Below are 25,727 nucleotides of genomic sequence, written 5' to 3' on the forward strand. Positions count from 1 at the left end.
CCTTCTATATCAGAAAGTCACACCCCATAAAACCAGCTCGTATTCTCATATAAACGGTCATAAACCAACTGTAACGGTATACGTTTTATCATAGCCATTTCATAGATAGACCGGCGAATCATATCAGGGTGTGTCATTTTGCCGTCAAAAATCCCTTCAAATGACCATGGCCCATCTGTCTCCACCATCATTTTCTCAAGCGGATATTGACGTACCAGCTTCCGCGTTTTTTCCTTATATACAATATCCGGCGTGACCGACACAAAATAACCGTTTCTTGCCATCCGTTCCACCGTTCGTGCGTCTCCTTTAAACCAATGAAAGTGAGCTTTAATTGACGAATGTTTCTCCAGCAGATCGCATACCACCGGTGCATCATCATAGATTGCGTGCAGGACAACCGGTTTATCAAGCTCTACCGCTTTTTGAATGAACATTCGCAAAATCGCCATATACGCTTCCCGCTTATCCGCTTTGCCTTCCTGGCGTGAATAATACGGCAACCCGACTTCCCCGACAGCCGTCATCTCATCTTGATGGTTATCAATCAATGCCAAGAGGTCCGCAACTTCTTCATCAGACGGCAACGGTTGTTCCGGGTGGAAACCAATTGCCGGTTTAATGCGGCTATCATACCTTGCCAACTGCAGGTTTTTCTGTGCTGACAGCAAATGATTTGAGACAGAGATCAGCGCATCCACACCACTCGCTTCCATTTCGCCAAGAATCAAGGATTGTTCATCGGGTTTATATATATCCAGATGAATATGCGCATCAATTATCCGCTCAAGCATAAACATCAAGCCCTCTCAGAAAAAAATAGATACCTGTACTCCCACAGGATGCGGAATAACTTAAACCTCAACGTCTCTGTTATCCTTTTTTCATTGTATTATAATTTGTCTTCTATTTATAGTTGGTCCCTGAAAAAATAATGAAACAAGTTCGATCTGGCACAACCCGACACTTGACCGCATATAAAAAAGCTACCATCCAAACTCACGAAGGAATGATAGCTTCTAAAATTATTTTTGATAAAATATTCGATTTTTTGGGGAAGTTACAGGCACTTAAAATTTCCCCGTACGATTTGGGGTGGTTCTCGCGCAGGTCGGGGTGGGTCTCGCTCGATTTAAGCTGGTTCTCGCACGATTCAAGACGGCTCTCGCACGGTTTGAGTTCACTTTCGCGCGGTTTAACAGAAAGGTTTACAGCAGCTGCTGAAAACCAGCATTCTTTTCAATACCACCCTGCAGCCAGAGCCGACTTACCGCTCCGTCCGCTCATTAATACTCCGCTGCAAAAACAGGATTTCATCAGCAAGATTTCGCAGTCGCTTTGCCACTATGTTATCGATAATTTCTTCACTTTCCACATCGAAGCAATCATTCTGAACGAAAACATTCCCTGTCGGCACCAGCCCTTTAAAATAAGAAAGAACGGGTTTCAGCTGATATTCGGTTACAAGGAAATGTTTCTCGGACAAGCCTGTTGCGACAATGCCGGTCACCTTATTTTTAAAAGCATATTCCGGAATATGATCCAGCAAATTTTTCAATACTCCGGAGATAGAAGCCTGATAAATCGGTGTACCAAACACCAAACAATCGGCAGACATGATTTTCTCAGCCACCGGCCAGGTATCATCTTCAAAGTAAGCAAGCGGGGAACCGTCAGCGAATGATAGTTCATAATCCCTAAGATCAATGAGTTCTGTCTTCACAGATTTATCCATCAGCTTAGCAGCTTCCAGAACATCATAAACTGCTTTAGATGTCTTATTCCCGGCCAAAGTTCCTGATACGCCAACTAACTTCAATATTACGCCTCCTCGCCATCCAAACGTTTATTGTTGCGCATGCATTCTTCTCAAAATATGCAGCATATCATTGGGGGACTGTCCCTCACCGCTTTAACGCGTTACTGTGATGGGGGACTGTCCCCGCAAAATCGAACGTCCTTCACTTCAACAGTCCCGCCATCTTCAGTCCATGCCAAATACCGTCCTCATGAACACCTTTCGTCACACTGCCGGCCGCTTTTTTCACGACATCTGCAGCGTTTCCCATCGCAATACTGTTTTGAACGGATTTTAGCATTGGAATATCGTTCAATCCGTCACCGAATGCATAAATATCAGCCGCCGGGATCTGCAGCTCGCGAACCAGCTTGCTGATGCCGGCCGCTTTGGAACCGCCGGCGGGCATAACGTCCACAGAATATTGATGCCAGCGGACAAAATCGAGCTGATCAAATGTCTGGTCGTATTCTGTTTCCCCGTCAGCCGTACAGAATAACAGTGTCTGATAAACCTCGCTATTCCGGTAAAAATCCGGATTATATTTGATTTCCTGATCAATCTTCAGTGAGCCAGTTGCCTCATTAATATGCGGATGATTCCGTGTATTGGCATACCAGTCCTCATGATTGAGATGGACAAGCGGATGATTGCGCTCAGCCGCGTATTTTTCCAGTGCCGCAAGATGATCGGGTTTGAGCGGATTTTTGTAAATCGTTTCATCATTATGCACAACGTACTGCCCATTAATGCTGACATACGTGCCAATATTTAATTCGTCGAGTAATGGTAAGAACGCAAATGGCGCACGGCCTGTTGCGATTGCCACAAAATGACCGCCCGCCTGCAATTCCGCAATAGCCTGCCTCGTCGATTCCGGCAGCCGCTTCTCATCATCAAGCAACGTCCCATCTATATCAAAGAAAATCAACTTCTGCTTCATGTCTCATCCTCGTTTCATAAGTATATATTCTTCTCGGGGGGACTGTCCCCTACCGCTTTAACGCGTTACCGTGATGGGGGACTGTCCCCTACTAACATTCTATCACAAACTGGGACAAAGGGTCAGGCCGCGCGTCCCCATCCCGACCTACCTCGGTGTCATGAACATTTGTGTCCAATAGGTTCCATACTTGAGCCCGTCCGCTTCGACATAGCCAACTCCGATGTGTGTAAATCCTTCTTTTAAAATATTTTCACGGTGCCCCTCACTGTTCATCCATCCTTCTACTACTTGTTCGGGACTGCGTTGACCGGCCGCAATATTCTCGCCGGCCAGGCGGAAGGTGAAATCGAACTGCTCCATCATATCGAATGGGGAACCGTACGTTGGCGATGTATGACTGAAATAGTTGTTGTCTGCCATGTCCTGTGATTTCTTCCGTGCGAGACTGCTTAAGCGATTATCCATTTCCAGCGGCTCCAAGTCTCGCTTTTCCCGTTCATCATTCACAAGCTTCACGACTTCCTTTTCATAGGTGGAAGGATCGGTTGCATCCGTATCCGGCGTCCCCTCTTGCGTTTCCTCTCCTGATTGAATTAGCTGATTTAAGTCTTCTGTATATTCTCTGATGCTTATATCCTGATCTGTAAACCATTCTTGTATGTCCGCCGCCCATTGTTCAAAGGTATCAAATGCCAGCTTATCAGGATCCCATGTTTCCTGGACCGCAGCCGGAGTTCTGATCGATACCATAAATAAAATGGCGACCAATATGAATAACCGTTTCATTGGTTTGTACTCCTCCATTCGCAAACCTGTCCCATAGCTGAATGACGTTTATATTACAAAAGCTCTTTATTGATCTGCGAGTCTTTCACATGCCTTCTCTATTCATCCTATCTTCATTTCTATTATACACATAAACAGGCAACGCGAACAAAATCGCGGACTGAAGTGCTCTTTCTTGAACACCAGCACAAAGTATTCACATATTGCTATTCTTTTTGATTCACATTCGGGATTAAAAAAACGGGTCAACACTAAAATCTATGGTTGATATTAGTGGATAACTATGGTAACAAGACTGACTAGCGGAGGAAAAACACGGAGACTGATATGAACGAAACTGTCAAGGACCTCCGCACAATTTTTTGAATGTGATTTTTGGACAACTTTAAGCGAAGGGTCTGAATTGGGCCCTTTGTTCAATAAGTAATATGCCATAAGCAGAAATGTGCAAACTAATGCCTTCTTCTTAGCTTGCCAAACCCTCCCTCCTATATCTGAAGGATTGTCAAGTGCTCTCCTTGACGATCCTTCAGATATAGGAGATACTCATACAAAGCTAAGAAGAATGGAAGTTCCTCCTTTCTTCATAGGTTGTGAAGAAGAGAAATACACGGCATGAAGGCAAAAATCTCTGCTCCGGTAAGAAGAACTGATAATCCGTGGGTTTCTCACATTATATTCTTTCCGTATAAGGATCTGTCACGGAACTCCTGGCGTGCGTTCACCAATGGCTGGCTAGCACAAAGTCTCCCGTCGTGCGTTATTCCTTTACGGTTTTTTATCTTTGCCTCCAAGCCCTATATTCTTTCCTTTTCCCATTAATCCTGCAGTTTCAGTTTCCGAATAATATGCCTTTATACGTAACTTAATGCGCTTGAGTTTCAGTATCCGATTCATTGGCTATGGCCCAAATGAATCCTGCCAGTTCTCTTGCAACGGCCGTGATGGCTTTTCCGCTTTCCTTCCCACGTCCTAATAGGCGGAAGTATTTTTTGTGCAGGCGGTTTTGTGCTTTCCATGAAATATTCAGGATATTCGTTGGCTGTCCTTGTTGCCTCTTTTTTAGCTCACCTTTCACGGCAGGCTGGTAACGATAGCTCCACGCCGCCTCTTTTATTAATAATTCCGTACATGACGATTTCCTGCCTTGGTGATATTCCTAATCTGCGTAGTCCACCACTGGAACTTCACTGGGACCAGTCCATTGTAGGCCATAAATTGGTTAGGCGTTTGAAACCGTTCAAATGACATGATTTCCGCAAACCAAACTGGTAGCTGTAAATGACTGCCACACCTCGTAAAGTCATGAGTTTTGAAATCATTGGCGCATGGACGCCTTCGTTGGCTTGTTCCTTAATCTCCTGTCTACACTTTCAATCGTTGCTGACATTCCTTCACCTGCTGCAAATATTCTTGGATGCCACGCGAGAGGCAGAGCGTTCAATTTTTAAACTATCCAGCCATCCCAATACTTACTGTCCACCTTTTCGTACCTTGAGGCGTTTAATCTCTTTCTGAGAAGAAATTTGATCAATCGCTGTTTAGCTCTTAATCATCTCCTTTCACATCCTCACGTGCCCGACCAGGTCGCGCAAAGCTTCATCATCTTTCTGTTTGTACATAGATAGTGTTAACTCTCCGAACGATAAAGCGTCGCTAAGTTCAAGGCATCCCGCTTGGTCTGTCTTAACACGATCACCGGGCTTCTGAGGAATTAACGATGGTGCAACCACGTCACATTCAATATCCATACTCTTCAGGAGACGATAAAGTCCATACCCGGTTGGGCCAGCTTCATAACAAAAATTGAAGTTGTTCCGGCATCCCTAATTTGCTATTAATCCTGATTGCCTCTACTGTATAAGGAATCATTCCAATATACCTTGCCTTTGAGCGCCCTTCTTCCGCAACACCGACTGCAATTTTTTCCTTTGACACGTCTAATCCCACATATTTTGTGATATACTCCATCATACTAGCTCCTTTCGTATTATAGCTCTGAATTTGGTTTGGCTTACTAGTAATACAGTATGAACCAAAATTAATCTACGTTCTTACGATTAAGGGGCTAGTTTCGTTCATGATAACTCCTGCGGGAAAGCGCAGTGGGAAGACCCCGCAGAAAAAAAGCGAACTTCTTTTTTTCGAGGAGGCTCCTGCGGGAAAGCGCAGTGGGAAGACCCCGCAGAAAAAAAGCGAACTTCTTTTTTTCGAGGAGGCTGAGCTCGGGGCCCGCGGAAAGCGTAGTGTTTTTCCGCAGCGGTCACTTAAATTCATAATTACAACTAGTTTATCAATCATAGATTTTGGTGAAGAGCCAAAAAAAACATCTTCAAATCTTTTGCTTTTAACTCATCTTCTTAAGAGAAACTTACGTCCTGTTGCATGTGGGATAGATAGGCTTATTTCTTTGACAACATTTAAAAAAGCTACCATTACAGTTCACCAAGGAATGATAGCCTTCAAAAAATTTTCAACAATATACGATGGTTTTAGGGAAGTAAAAATATTATTGTCAGGACTACCACACCAGAACTTTAAGTATGATATGATAGTTAAAACAATACAAGGAGTGAGCTCAATTGCCAATTCATCACCATCATCATCCGTATATGACCATACATGACTTTAAAGCGCACAGCCACTATGGATGGGATAATTCTTTTAAACCGATTGCTGAAGTTGAATCCGGTCAAAAAGTAACCTATGAAATTACTGAATCTTCTGGCGGTCAATTTACCAAACATTCAACTTCACTGGATGTCAAAAATATGGATTTTGCAAAGGTCAATCCGGTTGCAGGCCCAGTTTATGTAAAAGGTGCCCAGCCTGGGGATACATTAGAGATCGAAATGCTCGATTTTCGCCAGCTGGACTGGGGCTGGACAGCCATTATACCCGGTTTTGGTCTGCTTGCCGACGAGTTTCAAGAACCAGCCATTAAAACATTTGATTTAACCAACCGACATAAAACCGAATTTCTTGATGGCATCGACTTATTCGTCAAGCCTTTTCCTGGCACAGTCGGAGTCGCCCTGCCTGAACAAGGTAATTTCAGTGTCGTCCCACCACGGGAAAACGGCGGCAACATGGATATACGCCATTTGACACGAGGCACCAAGCTTTACCTCCCTGTATGGGTCGAAGGAGCACTATTCTCAATCGGAGACACACATGCCGCACAGGGAGATGGTGAGGTGTGCGGTACAGCTGTTGAAGCATCGATGGAGGCAACCATCCGGTTCAAACTGCACAAAGGAAAATCCATTGCCGAGCCGCGTTATGAGATTCCCGGACCGCCAACACCGGAAGCGGACAGCAGAGGCTATTACGTCACAACCGGCCATGGTGAGGATCTGGTTGAAGCATCCCGAAACGCCATCCGCTATATGATTGAACATCTCGTGGACACCTATAAAATGAGTGAGCAGGAAGCGTATATGCTTTGCAGCGTTGCTGTTGATTTGCGCATCAGTGAAATTGTTGATATGCCGAATCATCTTGTATCTGCGTTCTTGCCTAATTCAGTTTTTAAATGACAGGAAAGTGGGACAAAGGGTCTGACCCCCTGTCCCACCCCGAGCTTTGAAATAAGAAGATGATTATTGTCGTCTAGCGAAGTAGCATAAAAAGCACCGATTCATCCCCCACTAAATGACAGATTTTGAAGGGGACTTCTCGGCGAATCTGTTAAACATAACTCACAGAAACACGCGAATGCCTCCGATAAATTTGCCACATGCCGAATACGCTAATTAACAACCAAATCGTCCCAACCGAAAACACCCCGATAGTCGTTTCTGAAAACAATCCGGTTACAAATGATCCGGCCACAACACCCAGCGAGAAAAATCCGTAAAACAGACCATACGCCTTTCCGCGTCTTGTTGCATTGGTATTGTTCGCCACCATTGCTGTCATGGAAGGGAAAATTAATGCAAAACCGACGCCATAAATTGCCATCACAGCAAACATGAGTGATTGCACCGTCACAAATTCCAGCAGGATAAGCGCCAAACTCAAAATAAGCAATCCTGTCATCAAGGTTGTTGCATAGGAAAATCTGTCGTACAGCCGGTTTGTCGGCAAAACAAAAATTAACGTTGCAACAATAGCGAATGTGCTCAACAGAATTCCGCTTAAGCTGCTGTCGAAACCGAGCGCTTCCACTTGTAGCGGCAGTGCATATGCCAGGATACCTTGTGCAAACATGAGCGAAAAAGCACCTAAGTAACTTAACTGCAATCCCGGACGCTTAAACAACACGTCGATACCACTTTCAGGGATATCTTCTTGTACCGGCTGAGCAGTTGGTTCCGCCTCCTTTTCAGGAAGCACGAAGTAGGCCAAAACCGCAGTCACAATCATTAATATACCAATTGAGACAAAAACTGTATCAGCACCGAAGTTCGAGCTGATTATCCCGCCATAAGCCGGTCCGATAATCGATGCCATCCCAACACCGGCACCGGACAAAGCCATTACTTTCCCTTTTTTCTTCCCGGCCTTTTGGTTCGCCAAATACGTGAACGCAGCCGGAACGAGCAGACCACCCGTTAATCCATGGAAGAATCGCAGCACAAGCAATTGCACCGGTGAAGTGACAAACGCATAGAACAGCAATAATACACCGGTCAGCAGCAAACCAACGCCAAGTATACCATTGATGCCTTTTCGGTCGATATATATACCTGAAATCATATTGCCCAAAACATTGGAAAACGAATACATGCCAACAATTATGCCAATCATAACCGCTGAAGCCCCAAGTCCCTGCGCATACGGACTCATAATCGGGAGCTGGGAGAATGTATCAACAAACGAAACAATTATTAAAAAATATATAAAATAAATCAAATGTGTCATCCCCTATTCTACTACTTTTATTTTACAACCACCCTCACTCTCCTGCAACGAACAATTTTGTGAACAGATTTTGTTACCTGATACATTCATCGTTGGTAACACCAGCCGCAACCTAAGCCTTTGATGGCAACTCCCTAAACAAAAACAGGCGATTGAATGGGTAGTATCGTCACCCAACTCACTGCCGTAGAGAGCCAAAAAAATCAGGAATCCGAAACAAGCTGTTCGAATTCCTGATTAATCATATTTGGTATTGGCAATAGGGAATTACTCAAACGCAATGTCTATACGTTTCAGTTCATTTTTTTCAACTTTTAGCATCCGAACTTCCCATGAAATACTGTTTTTCCATCCTGATTAATGAATCCTTGACGGCTGCCACTAACGAAGAACACTAAAAGACCACCTACAGATCCGCCACATCCCTTAGTAATTGCTCCTTCTCATTCTTCGGCCGGATAAAACGCATGACGGCTATGAAAAGACATAAAATCGATGCAAACATAAATAATCCGAACAAACCATTTTGATGGAGCGGTGAAAAATAAACAGCATTAATGCCAGCCAGAATGACACCCCCAAGCAAACCGAAATAACCAAAGCGATCTGCCGGACGTACAAACCATTTCGATCCAGGGTCAAGCAGGGTAACCAGAGTAATGCTCAACACGTTGACGCTGCTGCCGACCCAGACAGGATGTATATTCAGGAAAAATTCGTTTGGATGCCAATCGCCCAAGTAATACCATAATAAGCCACTGGCAAACCCTGTGAACAACGCGGTCACAACAGCGCGTTTGGTCACAACCGGCCAAAACAGCGCAGCTACCACTGGTGCGAAAGTGGCACTATTGCGGAATGTCCAAGCCATCACATTCCACCAGGCTGATTGTTCCGTACGCATTAAGCCAAACACTATCATCAGCACCGTTAACAACAGTAATGACATCTTCGTATATTTGATCAAGCTGATTTCGATGCGGCCGGATTTAACGCGCTGCCGACGTCCACGCCGAGACTTGTGGCACCGGAAAATTGGCACGGTCCGCCCCAGCCCAGCGCACACGCCCATACACCTAGGAAAAACAGACCAACAAGCGGTGCAGGCAGCACTTCCATTAAATAGAGCGGAACACCTATTAATCCGGTTTGGGCATCGGGAACCACAATTGCCGCCGCCATGCCGAACAGGACACCAGCCAGAATAAACGGCACAGCCATGAATCCCGCCATGAACATTCCTTTTTGCCCTTCTTCAGCGGACCGTGCAGACAGCGCCATCTGAAAGGCAGCCTGAGCCAAAATGACATTGACCAGAAATGTGGCAAACCAAACGATAATCACTTGCAAACCGGCATTGCCAAAATCAAACATGGCCGGCTGCTCCTGAGCAAGCGTTCGCAAGCCATCCATTCCCGGATTAATGAAAAAAGCCACAACGCCGATCAGAACCATCACCGTAAACAAAACGATGTTCATGGTTTGCGTAAACGCGAGCGACCACATTCCCCCAGACTGAAGATAGATGAAAAGTAAAAGCGCCGTAAATGCCACTGAAAGGGGGAGGGAAATGCCCGTAAACACATGAATGGCTGAAGCAAACGCAATAGCTGTCGCCACCGACCACATTGGAAAAGCAAAGGCAGTAATAGCTCCCGCCACACCTTTAGCCGCCCGCCCATACTGATCACCGATAAGACCGGAAACCGTCACAAGCATCTTGTTCCGAAATGGACGGATGATTAACAACGCAATAATTAAAATTTGCACAATCTCCGCAACACCATACCAAACTGCAGAAACACCGCTTAAGTAGGAAAGTTCAAGAATTGAAATATAAGAGGAACCGGAAAATAACCCCGTTATACAAAAAGCCACGATCCATTTATTAAACTTCCGATTACCGACAAAATAACTGTTTTCACTGGTCAGACGCCGTTTGGCAACCTGCCCGGCAATAATCAAGGCAGCGGTATAGCCAACCGCCAGAATTATAATCCATAGTCCGTATGAGGTCATGTTACGTTTCCCCTTTCATTAAACGATTAAATTGATATGTTTACCCCGATAAATGCAAAAAGCTATCTAAGCAATCAAAAAGCCCCCTTCCTATAAGTAAGAAGAGGGCTGAAATAATCATGACGCCTCTTCTTATCTTCCAGACACTTGTCTGATGGAATTGGCACAGTACTCCGAAAAAGAGTCCGCTGCCGAGGTTTCAAAGGGCCATTCCCCTCCACCTCTCTGGATAAGAAGTTTGTATTGCTTTTTTATGGAATTGTCTATAATCTACACCATATCACTGGACAGGTCAATGATCAATTTGAAAATGTCTGAATGAAAGCAGCACTGCCAGTCTCCTGCAATCCCGGTTGACCGTTTTATAGCAGTGACACTTACGCGTGACTTAATTGGTGTCCCCGGAACCGAAAACGTAAGGAACAACCAAGTGATTGTTCCTTCAAACGTAATCATTGGCACGGCAAAAGCGACCAATGATCCCGATATGCCCCCATGCCCGGCAGGCTTCTGTCATTCCCCAACGATAAAAACTTTTGGTAACTTCAGTTGCCAGTTCCCAGCCAACATATACAGCCATCGTCCCCAAAAAGGCCGCAATCGCTCCCGGAATGGCTTGGATCGAAATATCATCCTGTTTCAAATGATGTATTTTGTAAACATGTAATGCCTGATGAATCACGTCAATCTCAGAATCCGTTAATTCATTTGCTGCGCCTGTTTTATCAATGACAAACCAGCCATCTTCAGGAACCATATAAGAACTTATCTGTTCAAATTTAGCTTTCATCTCATCCGTCGTCATCATTGCTTCAGCTAATTCATGCCCCTGATAACGACCAGGACCTCTGTTACCGCTTGCTCTGTGGTTTTCGTTTGACACGTTTGACAACCTCCCAGAAATAGCGTTTGTTGATATCAAAATAGCATATACCGGTTTTATGGTTATGCGTTCTGTCCACAAAAGCACAATACTAAATGATTAAAAAGCTTTTCATTAAACATCAGATTCAGTTTTATTGTAATCCCTGATTAAAAAATAAGCCACAATGTATAAGATAATTGGTGCAGCGAGGATGAGCAGAAGGGGAGTTAACATCAATAATATGGAATAATCATCGGAATCAACGGCTGTTATACCTTTCGTAAAATGATACCCTACCCAAAAATTTACTAAAAATGGAATAATATAAAAGCGAAGCCAAGGCTTATTTTTACTAATAACAATCCGGTAATATGCCAACCAGCTGACTATCATGACTGTAAGCATAAAAATCATTTGAAAAATATGAGACGTTGGTGTGCTGAGTCCTTCCGTCAGCCTCAATACCAAAACTGTCGTCATATAAAGCACTATAATGGTATTAACTAAGACATACCCAATTTTATCTTTCAATCTATCGCCCTCTTTTAGGTTAATGCTTATGCCAGCAATTGGCAAGCGCTCCAAATTTGGGTTGTCAAAGCAGCCTTGAACTTATCCCTAAACATTATCCTGATATCTGATGGTGAGCCGCTGTGTTTTCATATCGTCTATCTGCTCGTTCAATTTTGTTACGGTTCGATTAATTTGACGGTTAACATCTTCAAGTAAATCAAGATTTTGACGCTGTAATTTTTTCGTTTCCTCCAGCATCGACTCGACGATTTCCCCTTCTTGATCTTCATTAATAATAATGTCATCCACTCGCTTGAAAAAGTCCGTGTCGCATTCATTAATGTTCTCCGCGTGCCGTTTAAGCGTGACTTTCTTATCGGAAAAATCCTCACTATCCAACAGCTGCTCAGTAATCGTTATAGAATGATGATCCCCTTTCATTTTTAAACACCCTCCACCGCATCAAATAAGGAAGCAATAATCAATGGCCGATCGATAGTTTTCGAGATATGTATGGCCTTTTTCCACGCTTTCATGTAAAAGGCTGATCTTGTCATCCATATTAGTATGATTGAACGGGTAAAATTCTTCATGGACATTGATACCTGTGATTGATTTATCCAATCTGGAAAAATAGACATGTTTTCTGAGCAGGTGGGTATACGTGCTGGGGCTTGCTTCCACGTCATAAATCTTATTCATGACCTTTTTTCGTTCCGTCTTGTAGCATTGCATGATTTCCCGGTCAATGGCAGCCTGGAGTCGTTTAATCTCTGCCGCTTTGTCATCAAGCAGACTTTTCCCTTCCTCATACATGCGCAGCGTGGCAGAAATATTCACCTGGATGTCCCCTTTTCCCTTGGTTGCCGTGAGAACCATATCTGTACCTAAGTAGGATTTATTCCCTTTACTCAGCGATGCCAATACACCCGTGATATCATGTCCGCCTCCGATCATTTGCAAAAGATCCCGAAATTCTTCAGTGTCCAGTTTATCGAGACTCGTCTGGATAGCTTGAGCATGAATGAAACCTTGCCATACTGCACCCGCATCATTCATAACCGGCGGAACAATACTGGACATATCACGGCTCTGTGCCATATCTGAAATTGATTCTTGTATACCTTCCAATTCAGACTGAATGGTCGTTAGTTCAGTCACAATCAGCTGTTTTTGATCACTATTGATATACCCGGCATCGACAAACCGCTGAAATATCACGTCAGCGTTTGTTGTGACCGTTTTGATTTGTGAAAGCAGCCGGGGCAGTTTATCGTTCACATCCCTGACCATCTCATCAAATTCATCTGTTATGTATGCCTGACCAAAGTTTCCAAACCCATCATTAAAAACAGACATATTCACACCCGTTAACTCCTGGATTGCAGCGTCAGTCCCGCCTTGATTGGAAGCAGTCGTATATTGGATGGCCAGTTCCTGGAGATCTTTTACAGCGTCATCCGGAATGTCATCCATGATGGAACGCAGACCTGGATAATCTGTATTCGTGTCTACAAATTCCACATCCCCAAGTGTGAAAAAACCGCGTACTCCGCTCACAGCATAAAGTGGATCATCTTCGGAAATGATTTGGTGGATGTTTTGAGCTTTGCCTTTATCTTTGTAGTAATCTATGGCGAATTCCTCAATCTGTTTCGGATTAATATCGTAAATCTTATCTGGATTTGAAATCGAGATATTGAATCTTTCTCTTATATCTTTTCTAAAATCTCTATCTGCATAAAACATTTGATAATAATTTGTTTGCGCACCATTTACACTATAAACCTCATCAAAGGTATCATATGCCAAATGTGCAGTAGTATTATTGTTATGTGCTAGCGAATGAGATAATCCCACTACTTCCAAATCTTCACCATTGTCGACTTGCTTCACAACTTCTTTTGTAAAGCTATGTGTGGCCTTGGCCTGTGTATAATCCTCTCCCGCAAACATAGATTTCAGGTTATAATCCCAATCGTTTATGTCTTTTGTTCCTTGGGAAATAACATAAACTTCATTAATATCATTCTCTCCCGAATGAAAGTGAATAGCTGTTCCATCATATGCGGAAGACGTGACGTCAGGATGCTTAGAATCAGAGGAGGATATAATTTCAATATCTGCAGGGATTGGTTTCCTATACTCTTCTATATAGATTTTTTTAATTTCTTTTTCTAACTCTTGCTCAGATAACTCTTTGTATTCCAGTTCAATAAGCCTTAATCTAATCTCATCTTTATCCAAAAACGAATCACTCATTGATTATCTCCACTTTCATTTTCATTAATAAATGTAATAGATTTTATCCACTGTTTCATTTCCTTTTGCATATCTTGCTTGGATTCCCCGCATTTCTCTGACTCTGCACATTCGGTTTCAAAAATGACATGAATGCCATCCCCTTGACTATTTACCAACATAGCGGCATATCCATAATAATCCACATTATCTTCAAAGTCAGCAATATAAAGCGTACTACCTTCTAAGGAAATCTCCTCAAAGTTGAGATTGTTATCAAATTGTCTTGATAACATATCTAATTCCACATCTTTATCTCCTATTTGGGAGTAATAATTTATTTTGATAGATGACCCGAGACCATTCCCTTGCTCTACACCAATCAGGTAACCCTCGTATTCTTCCTCTTTAAGTGCATATCCTCTTTCTCCAATCACACCACCAGCCGGAAAGTCCATCTTATATTTCCCAGTCCCTGACAAAAACGGATAATACCCATCTCTTATTTCTTCTACGGATTGCAAAAAGTCACGCGTGAATTCATCATTAAATGCTCTGACATCCGGTAAATCTTCCGGATCCATTTCCGACGGTTTTGTATTTTGATTCTGACCCATTCCACAGCCTCCTAATGTAACAACGGAAAGTATCAAGAGGATACTTATAAAATATTTCACTAAAAAGCCTCCCACTGCGACGCACATCTCATCGTTTGATAAAACATTCTTATTACGCTTAGTATACAATACATAAGTAAAGCAATGTTCACATGAATGTCAATTATTTGTAAAATAGGTATTTGGTCATATCTTACTCACTTCCCATCCTCATTTACAAACTGAATTGATTTAAACCATTCCATCGCTTGTTCTTCATATCGTTGTTTCATTTTTGTTCCCTTTCATCCCTGCAGTCGATTTTATAAATTATTTCTATCCTACCTATATTCCATTCGTTTTACATATAACCAGCATACGAACGAAACCCATACTCACAGATAAAGGTGACGTTTAGGATACATTGCAACAAAGATGATCTTGATATAAAAAGCTTTGAATGTCAGAGAAATAATTTCCTATATGCAGCATACATATGTATTAAGTTATTCCGGATACTATGAAAAATATTTGATTGGAGAGATATATCGGATGGATTGTTCAAAAAAGAAAAAAGCTCTTATTCGGCACTATTGGGAGCTTAAAAATGCTGACTTGCCCAAAATAACGCCCCCACTTATGCGCCCACCTATATGAAGATGCGAAAGCAAATCTATTCGATATAGCTTATTAAAAGGACAATGAAGAAGTTTCATAAAGAAGCTAATGTGCGAATTTTAACTATACACGGATAATTTAATAAACACCTGAATACTAAACTAATTTTTTGACCTGTATGTTCGATACAAAGGTGGCCTCTGCGATATCCTGGGTGGCATGAATCTGCTGGTTACTTTTCCTTTTTAGTGTTCAAGCGAACGATGTTTTGTGTCCACTGAAGCTTGTCTTGATTTTTTGGACTCTTGCTTAACCTGTTCAGACATGGAAGATTCCTCCTCAATTTAGCATAGAATTATCCCTATTCAAAGTATGGCGACCGTCGTGTTGCCTTAATCCCTAATAAAATATAAATGCTGCAATACAATGTCTCCATATCTCATTAACATTTTTATAGCTTCAGCATCGTATTCGTCAAATTCGTACCCCTTGTCCGACTTAAAAGGTTGTGACAATCAATAAACCTAAAAAGAATACAAGCATGAAATGAATAATTCCCAAGAAGAAAGGACTAATGAAGGACATCCACTATTCCATATGTGTACTATCCATTTGCGAGGAATTATACATTACATATGCCCGTACACCTGCAATACTGGAAAGGAAAAGTGTCAAAGCCATTCCTAAAAAATAAACCAGTTCTTTATGATTTTCAAGCCAATTAAAGAGCAGTTGTACCCTAATATGTCTTTCCACCAAATCCCCCCATCTCACTCTATTTTGTCCGTTACCTTAATAGCAACTTCTTAATATCTTACTAATAAGATAAACGATAAATAGAAAATAGACGAGAACAAATGTTCGTTATTCGTGAGCATTGAGTTCCCTGTGAATCCCTCAAAATATGCAACACAATCGCTCATTTTTTGTCATCTTTTCATAAACCATGCTATGATATATTTATTATAGAAAGATTTGGCTTGTCTGACCATATGATCAGAAGCAAGATGCCCTAAACTCTCGCATAACAGAATCGTTTATCGCAAATCAAAGGAGAGATCCCATTGAAACTGGAATTCATCGTTCAACATAAACAGGAAGCTATCGAAGCACAAAATCTGGGGGCAGATCGCTTGGAATTGGTCTCGGCCATCAGCGAAGGGGGACTGACCCCAAGCTACGGCACCATTCAACAGGTTTTATCAAACGTTGATATCCCCGTACAAGTCATGGTACGGCCACACAGCCGGCATTACGTTTATACTGATGAAGCGTTTGAGGTGATTTGTGAAGATATTAAAGCGATTCAGGAGTTGGGCGGGAACCGTATTGTGTTCGGGGCATTGAATCAAGATAAAACCATCAATCAAACAATGCTTGCCGAATTGGTCCGCTTGTTCCCTCTCCTTGACATCACATTCCATCGGGCGTTTGATGAGACGGCATCCCAGGAAGACGCCTACCGTGATTTGCTGTCCTTCAAATCAAATGTAAAGCGGATTTTAACGTCAGGCGGAGAAGCGACTTGCGAAAAAGGCGTGGCGCGACTCGCCAAGTTGAACAAACAATCACACGAGCTGGAAGGCCCGATGATTATGCCAGGAGCCGGTTTAAATGCCGGAAACATTCAAATGGTCCGCCAAATGACAGGTGCACAGGAATATCATGTCGGGAGTGCGGCACGAATCGGCCGTTCATTTGCTAACGGGTTTGATCATGTTGTGGTGGAAAGACTAAAGACGCTGCTTGCGGGAATGACCTGAAACTGTATCATTAATTGATACCCGGGGAGAAGCGCTCATTTCATCCGTCCCCCAATCTCACACTCCTGACTTGAGGAATTCAACAAATGGGTTTGCTTTTCTGGAATGTTTACATGCGAGGCAGACTATTGGTAGAAAAAAGGAACACATTTTTTGATTCACACACGACTTTTATAATCATTCATCGAAAGATTAGACAGCAACTTCAAGAAGTGACGGGCTGCCCGACTATGGGAAGCCTTGATAAAAGCTTGCTGCAAAACATTCTAAAAACTCTATTCCCCATCTGCCTTTTTGATACTTGCTTTCTATGACCGAAATATGCCTTCAAGCTCCACAGAAAGTCCCTCGAAGAGAAAAGAGTTTGCTGTTTCGGGTGGTTTGCACATGACGGTTTGTTCAATCTCATAATCTTGAAAATAATAGATAATGACTTTCATTTCAGATGGATCAACAATCCAATATTCCTTAACGCCGCATTCCATATAAAGGTCCAGCTTTTTGACCAGGTCCTTGCCTTGCGTGCTTTCTGATAAGATTTCAACTACAAGGGAGGGGACCCCGGTATAATAATCCTGGTCGTTCAGATGATCGTCCAAATCGCAAATGACCATTAAATCGGGTTGCACAACACAGGGGTCTTCATGGTTTGGCCGCTTCAGTTGAATGTCACAAGGTGCTGTAAACGGGGTGCATTGGCTGCCATGAAAATGATTAAAAAAAAGTCCAAATAATGCACCGGAAGCATATTGATGCCCTATCCTCGGTGAAGCCAGTAAATAAATTTCCCCATCAATATATTCATACCTGGTTTCCTCATCACGGGTTAATGCCAGAAACTCTTCATATGTCGCCTTTTTTGGTATATTATTATAAGGCGCAGGCATTTCGCGCACGGAGCTTTCCTTTAATGCTGCCTCCGAATGTCCCTCCACCCCTTGCAGTCTCGCAATCTCGATACCGTTCTTGGTAATGATCACTTCCTCTTTTGCTGCAAGCATTAAATACCTTCCAAAGTTATTCTTCACCTCGGTTGAACTGACAATCATAATGCCCACCTGCCATCTTTGGTATTAGCTGAATTAGCTAATTTGATTATATTCAAGTTATAAGTTTAGTTCAAGGCTCAAGATTAATGCTTAGCCTTGTTCCGGATAAAGCATTCGCGCAGGATTCACGATAGACCATTAGTGATGGCAATACAATATCTCATCAATCTTCTCCTGAATCTGTTTCGACATCGTCACTCTCTTAAAGGCAGCAATTCCGCCAAAGTTAATTTCAACTAAAACCCTCCTGTATTGTTTAATTAACCAACAATTCCGCTTATAACACACCCCGCTAACTTATTTTCGATTTTGCTGTTGCGAAACAGCCAATTCAGCAGAAGCGGTTCCGTATAAAATTCTTCCACCAATACTTTTCCTTCAACGAACAGAAGTGCATACTTGAAATGCAGCTCAATGTGTAATCCATTCCCCTTTTTTAATGTGATACGTTCAGCAGCTGTCTGATAATTGGTGATATCCGTTCCGAAAGTCTCAAAATAATAGTCTAAGTTAGGGTTTCTTTTTTCACCTAATATGGAGCCAAGAGTTTGGTAAAAACCGGCGATTTGATTACGAAAAATCGATTCATCCAACTGTCCATGCAGCCTACTCTCTTCCTCCGTAAGTGCAAAACAGTCAAGATCCAGCCGGTCACTCAAAGTCAATCGCCATTCTTCCATTGACAGGTTTTGATTTGCAGTCGCGGTAAAATCCCGGACAATACCAATAGTATAATCGGTTCCCATGCAAGTTCGCTCCTTCGTTATTTTATTTTAAATGAACAAAAATACGGTTGATGTTTTCCTGTGAAAGCCGATTACTGATGACTGAATAATACGAGAAGATCATTGTTATTCGGTGTACATTAAAAACGCTCGAGTCTGTAGTGAAGATTAGCGTTGGTGTCAATCATTATCCCTATGTACCAATCTAAGAGGATTAACTAGAAGTTTGAATTGAAGAAATAAATTTAAATGCCTATTACGATTCACCTATTATTATACACGAATACACGTTCTTGTCAATAATGAAATTTGATATTTTTAATTTTTTAATTTTTTAAATTTTTAGTAATCCTTAAGACCATGGAACTGCTGAAGAAGCATTTAATGTCAATTATGCAGTTCATCGCCTGGTAGCCAGCATGATTGGGAACATGACCGTCTATACTGCATTAACCAAACCAGGAGATAACGTAGTGAGTTTAACTCAACCTTTTGGAGGCCATTCAAGTAACCGTTACGATGGTCCGGCTGGAGTCACGGTGGATCCGGATGCATTCGAAATGGCATTACTGTTTTGAATAACGTGCTGAGCTGAATCGTATAAACTTGGCAGAAAAAGAGTCTGATTCGCACTCCAGGCTCTTTTTCATTTCAGCTTTCTCCTCAGGCAGCCTGCTTATTTTCACAACAAACACTACGGATCACTCGGAAGCTTGTTTAGAGATATTAATAAGCCGGTTTCAGCAAATTCAACAAAAGGAGCTAGCAGTTGAAATCTACACCCCGCAGCATTTCTTATATTTTTTTCCGCTTCCGCATGGACAAGGGTCATTTCGCCCTGTCTTATTCTCGTTTACAAACGGCTGATTAGTGGAAGGGAACTTTAATTTGGTTTTGTTTTTTGACATGTTACCTTTACGTTTCTTTTCTGCTTTACGATCCTTATAAAAACTGGCCCAATTTTGCATTTCATCGACTGTGCTCTCAATCAGCTGGCTGTTCGGGAGTCTGCGCTGGTTTTCCAAATATATCTCTTTGTCATTCGCCAGGTCACGATCAATATCATTCAAGGTAATGATTCCCGTTATGACAAGGTTCAGGTCATATACTTGTTTTATATCCTCGTACAATTCATCCGGATATAAATCTGAAGCACAGCAAATAATTTCAGTTACGACGTAAGGGTCAACGGGTTGATGAACAGCACGTTTCAACAATGACCTGAAATATTCCAATACCTCATCTCTTTTTAATTTACCATTCAGGACTAATATGACAAGTGCCCGCATTGCCTGGCCCCGTGCAAACTCATATGCCGTTTCATCCTCAATTAATTCTTTTAATAATCCGATATCTTCAGGCTTTTCATATAGAGAAGCCATCGCCCTGCCGCTATACTCGGTTAAAAAGTCTCCCATTAATAGATTCAAGTCATCCTTGGGTAACCTTAATAAGTCGTTGAATACCGGGTAAAACGGCTTCACGCGAAATTGCGCCAGCATAAAGAAAGCATAAATATGACCCATATAACCGTTCTTGCCCATATCCATATATTTTTCCGGGTTTGCCCGGACCTCCTCGGCAACGGATAACAGTTCAGGTATGTAAGTTTCTTTTTGTTCAATAATTGATTCCAATTCCTTCTTGGGGAAGCGCCCGTCATTGTAGCTGATTTTTTCAAACAAATTTTCCAACAAAGTTCACCTCGTTGTGTTTAATAGATTCAATGTCTTCATTATTGCCTCTGTATGTATCTTAGCACGAATAAAGCTCAAACACTTATTTTTTTTATTTGCAAACACGACCATTTGGAGTTGACAGGCACCCTTACAACCCGGTCATTCCCCCAGCTCCATCATCTATGATATAATAATCCTGAATTATTCATAGCTACACATCATACCCTTCAGTGATTCCGTTATGACGGCACTTTTGAGCATTGATACCGATCACCCAAAAAGTGAAATTGAAATAAATGAAAAAGAGCCCAACCTTTGGTAATGTTGTAAGTGACCAAACAAAAAACATACCAAGGGGGCTCCTTCTATGACTAGTGTAAACGAAACAGCCATGAACTTCAATAAACGTGTGAAAGTAAATTTTGATGGCGGTGATTTAACGGGTGATGCTGGTATCCTACTATATCAGGAGTTCAATGATGTTATCGGATTACATAAGGCCGTTGAAGAAATGGTTCACATAAAAGATGACATAACCCATCGCAGTCATGAAAACCACAATGTTATTATGCAAAAGATTTATCAGATTGCTGCCGGTTACGATGCGGACGACCATGCAGATAACTTAAAATACGACCCGGTATTTACGACAGCTTTGGATAAGTCCGAGCTCGCTTCCCAGCCCACCATGTCCCGGTTAAACCAACATTTGGACAAGAAAACCATGAAAGAGCTCCAAAGCGTCAATCGAATAATAATCGACCGTTTTCATGAACTGGAGGCCCCCGAAATATTGGTGCTGGATATTGATTCATCCAATTCATCAACCTACGGGGATCAGTATGGCAGTTCGTATAATCCACATTACGGTAAAAATGGCTACCATCCCATTTTTATGTTTGAAGGGGAGACAGGTGATTGCCTCAAAGCTTCCTTGCGTGCCGGAAACGTGTATACATCAAGACAAATCGTTGCCTTTGTAGGTCCTGAGTTAAAACGATTAAGAAAGAAGTATCCGAACATCAAGATCATCATTCGTGGGGATAGCGGATTTGCCACGCCAAAGCTTTACGACCTTTGTGAAGAACTGGGTGCGGATTATGTTATCCGCTTGAAAGCAAACCAACGCCTGCAGCGGATTGCCGGCGAATTTGAAAATGAGATACTATCTGAACCTGAAGTCGATATCTATGATGGCCGCCATCATGAATTCTACCGTGAATTTACATACAAAGCCGCCAGTTGGGATAAAAGCCGCCATGTGATGCTGAAATTGGAAAAGCCGGTTGATCAACTGTTTTTTATTCCGACCTTCATCGTAACAACACTGGGTGATTCACCGGAGGACACCGTGCAATTTTACGCTGAACGCGGCAAAATGGAAAACTATATTAAAGAAGGAAAACTCGGTTTTGCATTTGGCCAAATGAGCAGCACAGCATTTGAAATCAACGCCAACAAATTACAAATTGCGGTCTTGGCCTACAATTTGAATAATGGGCTACGTCGCCTTTGTATGCCGAAAAAGATGAAAAAGCATCAAATCCAAACCATTCGCACAAAGTTAATCAAAATTGCCGGGAAAGTAATTCGATCCGGACGCTATATTACTTTCAAATTGTCCAGTAGTTCGCTATATAAGAATGCTTTTTACAGTACGCTGAGTCGAATCCAGCAGCTTCCAATGCTGTGTTAGCCAATTTTGCGCAGGCTCAAGAAAAATTTTAAAAATGCGTTTCCCTCAACGGGGTACGTATGTCCTTTTTTAGCCCAAGTATGGAATAAATTGTATTTTATAGGGTTTTTATCAAAATGAAAAGGAAATATACAAAGATGATTGATAAAAAAGCTCCTGAATTTTTAATTTTAACTTTCATTAGTTACAGATTTTGTTTCTATGAATAATTCAGGAATAATAGAATCGATACTTAGATTCATATACAGGGATGGTGCCGCTTTTGGAACAATATCTGTTCAAACTGGACAAGGAACTGCTGGATTTACAGGCAATGGAAATGGATGATGGATTGTGCACATTTTTTAAGGACCTTAATATAACCGATGAGACGTTTGAAATGGAAAACGACCGGGGTTTGAAACGGAAATTCACTATCAACTGGGATGAACAATTGCTTCAGGGCCGAGGCATAAAAGGTTTTTTTGCCAAATATGATGCAGCCCATTTATGGATTGGGCTTTCAGATGGAGGGCAGATAAAAATAACGGCACATGAAAAACCGGAAGCCCCCGGGGAGTTACACAATCAGGAACATGCACAGTCTGTACTTAAAGAACTGACAAATTTCATCAATGATGATGACGCCTGGTTCCAGCTCTATCAATCTGCAGACAAATTTCAGCTGAACCCGAATGACAATGCATTGCTTTGCCTCCCTTATCTACGGGAAATGGAGACGTTTGATTATCAGATCAGGACAGTCAAATCAGTGCTGAGTCACTTTAAAGGCCGTGTGATGCTCAGTGATGAAGTCGGTCTTGGCAAAACGGTCGAAGCAGGTATGGCCATGCTCGAATATATCATGCGCGGCCTGGCCAGACGTATTCTGATTCTCGTCCCGCCATCACTTGTCCAGCAATGGGAGAATGAAATGAAACGAAAATTCAATCAGGATTTCACGAGAGCCGATGATCCCGCCTTTAAAAAGATGGGAGCGGATGCATGGGGCCATTATCAAAAGGTGATCGCGTCAATCGATACAGCCAAACGAAAAAACCATCGCGAGCCAATCAATGAGCAGTACTATGATTTGGTGATTGTTGATGAAGCGCACCATTTAAAAAACAGGCAAACCCAAAAGTGGCAATTTGTGAATGCCATCAATAAAAAATATATCTTTCTTTTAACAGCAACACCGGTTCAGAACCATTTGGAGGAGCTGTATAATCTCATCACCCTTCTGAAACCCGGCCAATTGAGCACCTATCGTCATTTCCGCAAAAATTTTGTAGCCGATAAAGAGGGTATTGACGCCAAGAATGTCGACAGGCTGAAAGGACTCCTGGCTGACGTCATGATTCGCAATAAACGGAATAATGTTGATGTTACCTTCACCAAACGGACGGCTTACACCAGAACGGTTACCATCCCGGAACGTGAAAAGGCGTTATATGATTCATTAAGCACGTTCATCCGCAATCATTACGAACAGCAGCATAGCATCCTCAACCGATTCCGGCTGAAAAATCTGCAGGAACAAATCGGCAGTACCATTACGGCCATCATCCCATCATTGGAAGGGCTCGCCAACAACGAAAAATTATCCGCATTCGACCGCAAAGCTATTCAGCGCTTCCTTGATGAAGCACGGTTGATTAGTGCGGATGACGCAGCAGGGCATGAAAAGGCGAAAGAAACAGCAGCTATATTAGAAGCGTTTAATGGGAAAATGATCGTGTTCACAAAATTTGCCTCCAGCCAGCGTTATCTGAGTGATTACTTGCGGGACAGCGGCTTTAAGGTTGCAGAATTTCATGGCGGTTTACGGCGAAAGGACAAAGAAGAACAAGTCACTTATTTTCGCAAAGAAGCTGACGTATTAGTCAGTACCGAAATCGGCGGTGAAGGACGGAACCTGCAATTCTGCAACGGGATGATCAACTATGACCTACCATGGAATCCAATGGCGATTGAACAGCGCATCGGCCGTATTCACCGAATCGGGCAGGAGCAGGATGTCTATGTCTACAACCTGGTCACTGAAGACACCATCGAATACTATATTCTCGATCTGCTGGATCGGAAAATCAATATGTTTGAGCTGGTCGTCGGGGAAGTTGATGCCATCCTAGAGGACCGGTGAAAAACTATATTTTTTATCCATCAAATATGCAAACCAAGACCCGGATTTTTCTTTGATACCCTTAAAAATAAGGGAAATAAAGTGATGGCGGTGGTGTCTTTCATCCCGTTTTTCAGTTTCAGCGCATGCTGAAACACCGGTCCTGGGCCCTTTGCCTTTGAACCGGCTTAACTTCTTAAGATTTTGAACGATGGCGGTACAGAGTGCTTGTTCCTGCATGAAGTCCAGCCCTCTGCTTCTAGCACGATCATGCCGTGAACTGTCTTGGCCTCAGCGATTCATGTTCACACTGGACACGCTCGTCCTGGGATATCTTGATATTTGCCATCAATCTGGATTTTGTTTTGCTTGATTTTTGGCCTTGACGTTATCGACTTTTTCCTGCCGTTTTCTTTGGTGTTCAGGGTGTGGTTTTCCTTTTGCCAAGTCGGACCTCTTCCAATTCATGGTTTCTCAGGCAATCAAGGGAATGATGCCTTGGGAAATGAGATAGGCCAAATACGCCGGTGTGCCATAGGCCTTGTCCCGATAACGTCGGATCTGGATTTGCGGATGTTGAAAACGAACAGCGTTTAGCTGTTGCTGGCTTATTTCTCTTTCAGCTGTACCGGAAGCAATGCTTGCATCAGTTTTCAAAATAATCCCTGATTCAACGTCTATCAGGTCGTGCACGAGGAAACGCGGATAAGCTTCCTGCCCTTTGCTCTTTTTGTACAAACGGGCATCAGGGTCTGTCGTACTCCGATGGGTTTGATTGGAAAATGTTTTGCCATGAAAGTCCTCATGGCTGGCATTTTCCTGAAGTTGATCCGATTGATGATTGTTCTTTGATTTCGGAGGCTGAGGAGTTTGATCATCATCGGTCGCTGTCCGTATTGTCATTGTCTGATGGAGCCAAGGATGCCTCGTCACGTTGCTTTTTATTTTCCAGATAACCTTCAATGGTTTGAACCGGGGCCAGCTCTATTTCTTCCAGACTGTGAATGGACGCGTTTGCACGCACTTGTGTGCCGTCCACACCGGCATGAACGTCTGGGCGAACGAGGCCGGAAGCAATGCACTGATTAACGACATGCATCATGATATCATCAAAAATACCGTGACGACAAAGCGCTCTTGGTCTTAAAGTGTTGTCCGATCAGGAAGAGAGACTCAATCCAGGCCGCAAACCACAGGTAGCCAGCATGCATAGGGAGCGTTTCAAATAGTTCCCGTTCCGAGTGATTAAATAGATAACTCCAGTACAAACTAGCCGCACGATCAATTCAGCATTTGTAGATGGCCGGCCTGTTTTTTCGGAGTAGAGAGGTTTCACCCAATCGTGGACAGCTGAAAAGTCGATCACATCTTTCACTCTTCTCAGGATATGGTTCCCGGGAACGAGATCCTCCATATCAATATATTGAAACATGCTGGGTTGAATGTGGTTTTGCTTCGGTGAA

General features: G+C 42.6%; 24 protein-coding genes, 1 pseudogene and 1 riboswitch. Of the genes and pseudogenes, 5 read left to right on the forward strand and 20 right to left on the reverse strand.

Going from position 1 to position 25,727, the window contains the following annotated elements:
- Positions 1 to 17: 17 nt before the first annotated feature.
- From Len3610_RS11540 to Len3610_RS20985, 6 genes are all read right to left on the reverse strand, one after another.
- Positions 18 to 794, reverse strand: coding sequence for a TatD family hydrolase (locus Len3610_RS11540; RefSeq protein ID WP_176448078.1), 777 nt, complete (start codon positions 792 to 794; stop codon positions 18 to 20).
- 473 nt (positions 795 to 1,267) lie between these two features.
- Positions 1,268 to 1,819 carry an NADPH-dependent FMN reductase gene (locus Len3610_RS11545; protein WP_176448079.1) on the reverse strand — a complete coding sequence of 184 codons (552 nt, stop codon included), beginning with the start codon at positions 1,817 to 1,819 and terminating at the stop codon, positions 1,268 to 1,270.
- A 142-nt stretch (positions 1,820 to 1,961) separates the two neighbouring features.
- On the reverse strand, positions 1,962 to 2,741 hold the full coding sequence (locus Len3610_RS11550; protein WP_176448080.1) for a Cof-type HAD-IIB family hydrolase: 780 nt from the start codon (positions 2,739 to 2,741) through the stop codon (positions 1,962 to 1,964).
- A gap of 147 nt (positions 2,742 to 2,888) precedes the next feature.
- Entirely contained in the window at positions 2,889 to 3,530 is a 642-nt protein-coding gene (locus Len3610_RS11555; RefSeq protein ID WP_255259580.1) for a CAP domain-containing protein, read from the reverse strand.
- 1,116 nt (positions 3,531 to 4,646) lie between these two features.
- Entirely contained in the window at positions 4,647 to 4,781 is a 135-nt protein-coding gene (locus Len3610_RS20980) for a transposase (protein WP_369693571.1), read from the reverse strand.
- A 543-nt stretch (positions 4,782 to 5,324) separates the two neighbouring features.
- Positions 5,325 to 5,504 carry a hypothetical protein gene (locus Len3610_RS20985; RefSeq protein WP_255259581.1) on the reverse strand — a complete coding sequence of 60 codons (180 nt, stop codon included), beginning with the start codon at positions 5,502 to 5,504 and terminating at the stop codon, positions 5,325 to 5,327.
- A gap of 106 nt (positions 5,505 to 5,610) precedes the next feature.
- Between Len3610_RS20985 and Len3610_RS11565 the strand changes: the two genes are divergently transcribed.
- Both Len3610_RS11565 and Len3610_RS11570 read left to right on the forward strand, forming a co-directional pair.
- Positions 5,611 to 6,156 (forward strand): hypothetical protein, encoded by a 546-nt coding sequence (locus Len3610_RS11565; protein WP_176448082.1) that lies wholly within the window; start codon positions 5,611 to 5,613, stop codon positions 6,154 to 6,156.
- Positions 6,113 to 7,069 (forward strand): acetamidase/formamidase family protein, encoded by a 957-nt coding sequence (locus Len3610_RS11570; RefSeq protein ID WP_255259582.1) that lies wholly within the window; start codon positions 6,113 to 6,115, stop codon positions 7,067 to 7,069. Before Len3610_RS11565 ends, Len3610_RS11570 begins: the two co-directional genes overlap by 44 nt.
- A 151-nt stretch (positions 7,070 to 7,220) precedes the next feature.
- On the opposite strand, the gene Len3610_RS11575 is transcribed toward Len3610_RS11570, so the two are convergent.
- The 9 genes from Len3610_RS11575 to Len3610_RS11610 form a co-directional block, all read right to left on the reverse strand.
- A complete protein-coding gene (locus Len3610_RS11575; RefSeq protein ID WP_176448083.1) occupies positions 7,221 to 8,387 on the reverse strand; it encodes an MFS transporter in 1,167 nt (388 codons plus the stop codon).
- 415 nt (positions 8,388 to 8,802) lie between these two features.
- On the reverse strand, positions 8,803 to 9,267 hold the full coding sequence (locus Len3610_RS20990; RefSeq protein WP_255259583.1) for a hypothetical protein: 465 nt from the start codon (positions 9,265 to 9,267) through the stop codon (positions 8,803 to 8,805).
- 92 nt (positions 9,268 to 9,359) lie between these two features.
- Positions 9,360 to 10,415 (reverse strand): sodium:solute symporter family protein, encoded by a 1,056-nt coding sequence (locus tag Len3610_RS11580; RefSeq protein WP_255259584.1) that lies wholly within the window; start codon positions 10,413 to 10,415, stop codon positions 9,360 to 9,362.
- A 129-nt stretch (positions 10,416 to 10,544) separates the two neighbouring features.
- A riboswitch (SAM riboswitch) is annotated at positions 10,545 to 10,651 on the reverse strand.
- Between the two features lie 206 nt (positions 10,652 to 10,857).
- Complete coding sequence (locus Len3610_RS11585) at positions 10,858 to 11,298, reverse strand: hypothetical protein (protein ID WP_176448084.1); 441 nt, start codon at positions 11,296 to 11,298, stop codon at positions 10,858 to 10,860.
- Positions 11,299 to 11,412: 114 nt separating this feature from the next.
- Positions 11,413 to 11,811 (reverse strand): hypothetical protein, encoded by a 399-nt coding sequence (locus Len3610_RS11590; protein ID WP_176448085.1) that lies wholly within the window; start codon positions 11,809 to 11,811, stop codon positions 11,413 to 11,415.
- Between the two features lie 87 nt (positions 11,812 to 11,898).
- Entirely contained in the window at positions 11,899 to 12,234 is a 336-nt protein-coding gene (locus Len3610_RS11595) for a hypothetical protein (RefSeq protein WP_176448086.1), read from the reverse strand.
- Between the two features lie 21 nt (positions 12,235 to 12,255).
- Complete coding sequence (locus Len3610_RS11600; protein ID WP_176448087.1) at positions 12,256 to 14,055, reverse strand: DUF6792 domain-containing protein; 1,800 nt, start codon at positions 14,053 to 14,055, stop codon at positions 12,256 to 12,258.
- Positions 14,052 to 14,651, reverse strand: coding sequence for a hypothetical protein (locus Len3610_RS11605; protein ID WP_176448088.1), 600 nt, complete (start codon positions 14,649 to 14,651; stop codon positions 14,052 to 14,054). Before Len3610_RS11605 ends, Len3610_RS11600 begins: the two co-directional genes overlap by 4 nt.
- Before the next feature lie 1,185 nt (positions 14,652 to 15,836).
- Positions 15,837 to 16,004, reverse strand: a complete 168-nt coding sequence (locus Len3610_RS11610; protein WP_176448089.1) for a hypothetical protein — start codon at positions 16,002 to 16,004, stop codon at positions 15,837 to 15,839.
- A gap of 308 nt (positions 16,005 to 16,312) precedes the next feature.
- Here Len3610_RS11610 and Len3610_RS11615 point away from each other — a divergent pair, with 308 nt between their 5' ends.
- Positions 16,313 to 17,011, forward strand: coding sequence for a copper homeostasis protein CutC (locus Len3610_RS11615; RefSeq protein WP_176448090.1), 699 nt, complete (start codon positions 16,313 to 16,315; stop codon positions 17,009 to 17,011).
- A 308-nt stretch (positions 17,012 to 17,319) separates the two neighbouring features.
- Here Len3610_RS11615 and Len3610_RS11620 read toward each other — a convergent pair whose 3' ends face one another.
- The 3 genes from Len3610_RS11620 to Len3610_RS11635 all read right to left on the reverse strand — a co-directional run bounded on the left by Len3610_RS11620 (position 17,320) and on the right by Len3610_RS11635 (position 20,479).
- Positions 17,320 to 18,060, reverse strand: a complete 741-nt coding sequence (locus Len3610_RS11620) for a type II toxin-antitoxin system Phd/YefM family antitoxin (RefSeq protein ID WP_176448091.1) — start codon at positions 18,058 to 18,060, stop codon at positions 17,320 to 17,322.
- Positions 18,061 to 18,320: 260 nt separating this feature from the next.
- On the reverse strand, positions 18,321 to 18,806 hold the full coding sequence (locus Len3610_RS11625) for a hypothetical protein (protein ID WP_176448092.1): 486 nt from the start codon (positions 18,804 to 18,806) through the stop codon (positions 18,321 to 18,323).
- 755 nt (positions 18,807 to 19,561) lie between these two features.
- A complete protein-coding gene (locus Len3610_RS11635; RefSeq protein WP_176448093.1) occupies positions 19,562 to 20,479 on the reverse strand; it encodes a DUF1186 domain-containing protein in 918 nt (305 codons plus the stop codon).
- A 352-nt stretch (positions 20,480 to 20,831) separates the two neighbouring features.
- Here Len3610_RS11635 and Len3610_RS11640 point away from each other — a divergent pair, with 352 nt between their 5' ends.
- Positions 20,832 to 22,160 carry an IS1380 family transposase gene (locus Len3610_RS11640; RefSeq protein ID WP_176448094.1) on the forward strand — a complete coding sequence of 443 codons (1,329 nt, stop codon included), beginning with the start codon at positions 20,832 to 20,834 and terminating at the stop codon, positions 22,158 to 22,160.
- Between the two features lie 262 nt (positions 22,161 to 22,422).
- Positions 22,423 to 24,285 (forward strand): DEAD/DEAH box helicase, encoded by a 1,863-nt coding sequence (locus Len3610_RS11645; RefSeq protein WP_255259585.1) that lies wholly within the window; start codon positions 22,423 to 22,425, stop codon positions 24,283 to 24,285.
- Between the two features lie 636 nt (positions 24,286 to 24,921).
- Here the strand turns inward: Len3610_RS11645 and Len3610_RS20995 are convergent.
- Positions 24,922 to 25,065 (reverse strand): annotated as a pseudogene (locus Len3610_RS20995) (IS5/IS1182 family transposase); the annotation flags it as partial.
- 76 nt (positions 25,066 to 25,141) lie between these two features.
- Positions 25,142 to 25,366: a hypothetical protein gene (locus Len3610_RS11655; RefSeq protein ID WP_176448097.1), complete on the reverse strand. Its 225-nt coding sequence runs from the start codon at positions 25,364 to 25,366 to the stop codon at positions 25,142 to 25,144.
- Positions 25,367 to 25,727 lie beyond the last annotated feature (361 nt).

Source organism: Lentibacillus sp. CBA3610 (assembly GCF_013373365.1).
In the GTDB taxonomy this organism is placed as follows: Bacteria; Bacillota; Bacilli; order Bacillales; family Amphibacillaceae; genus Lentibacillus.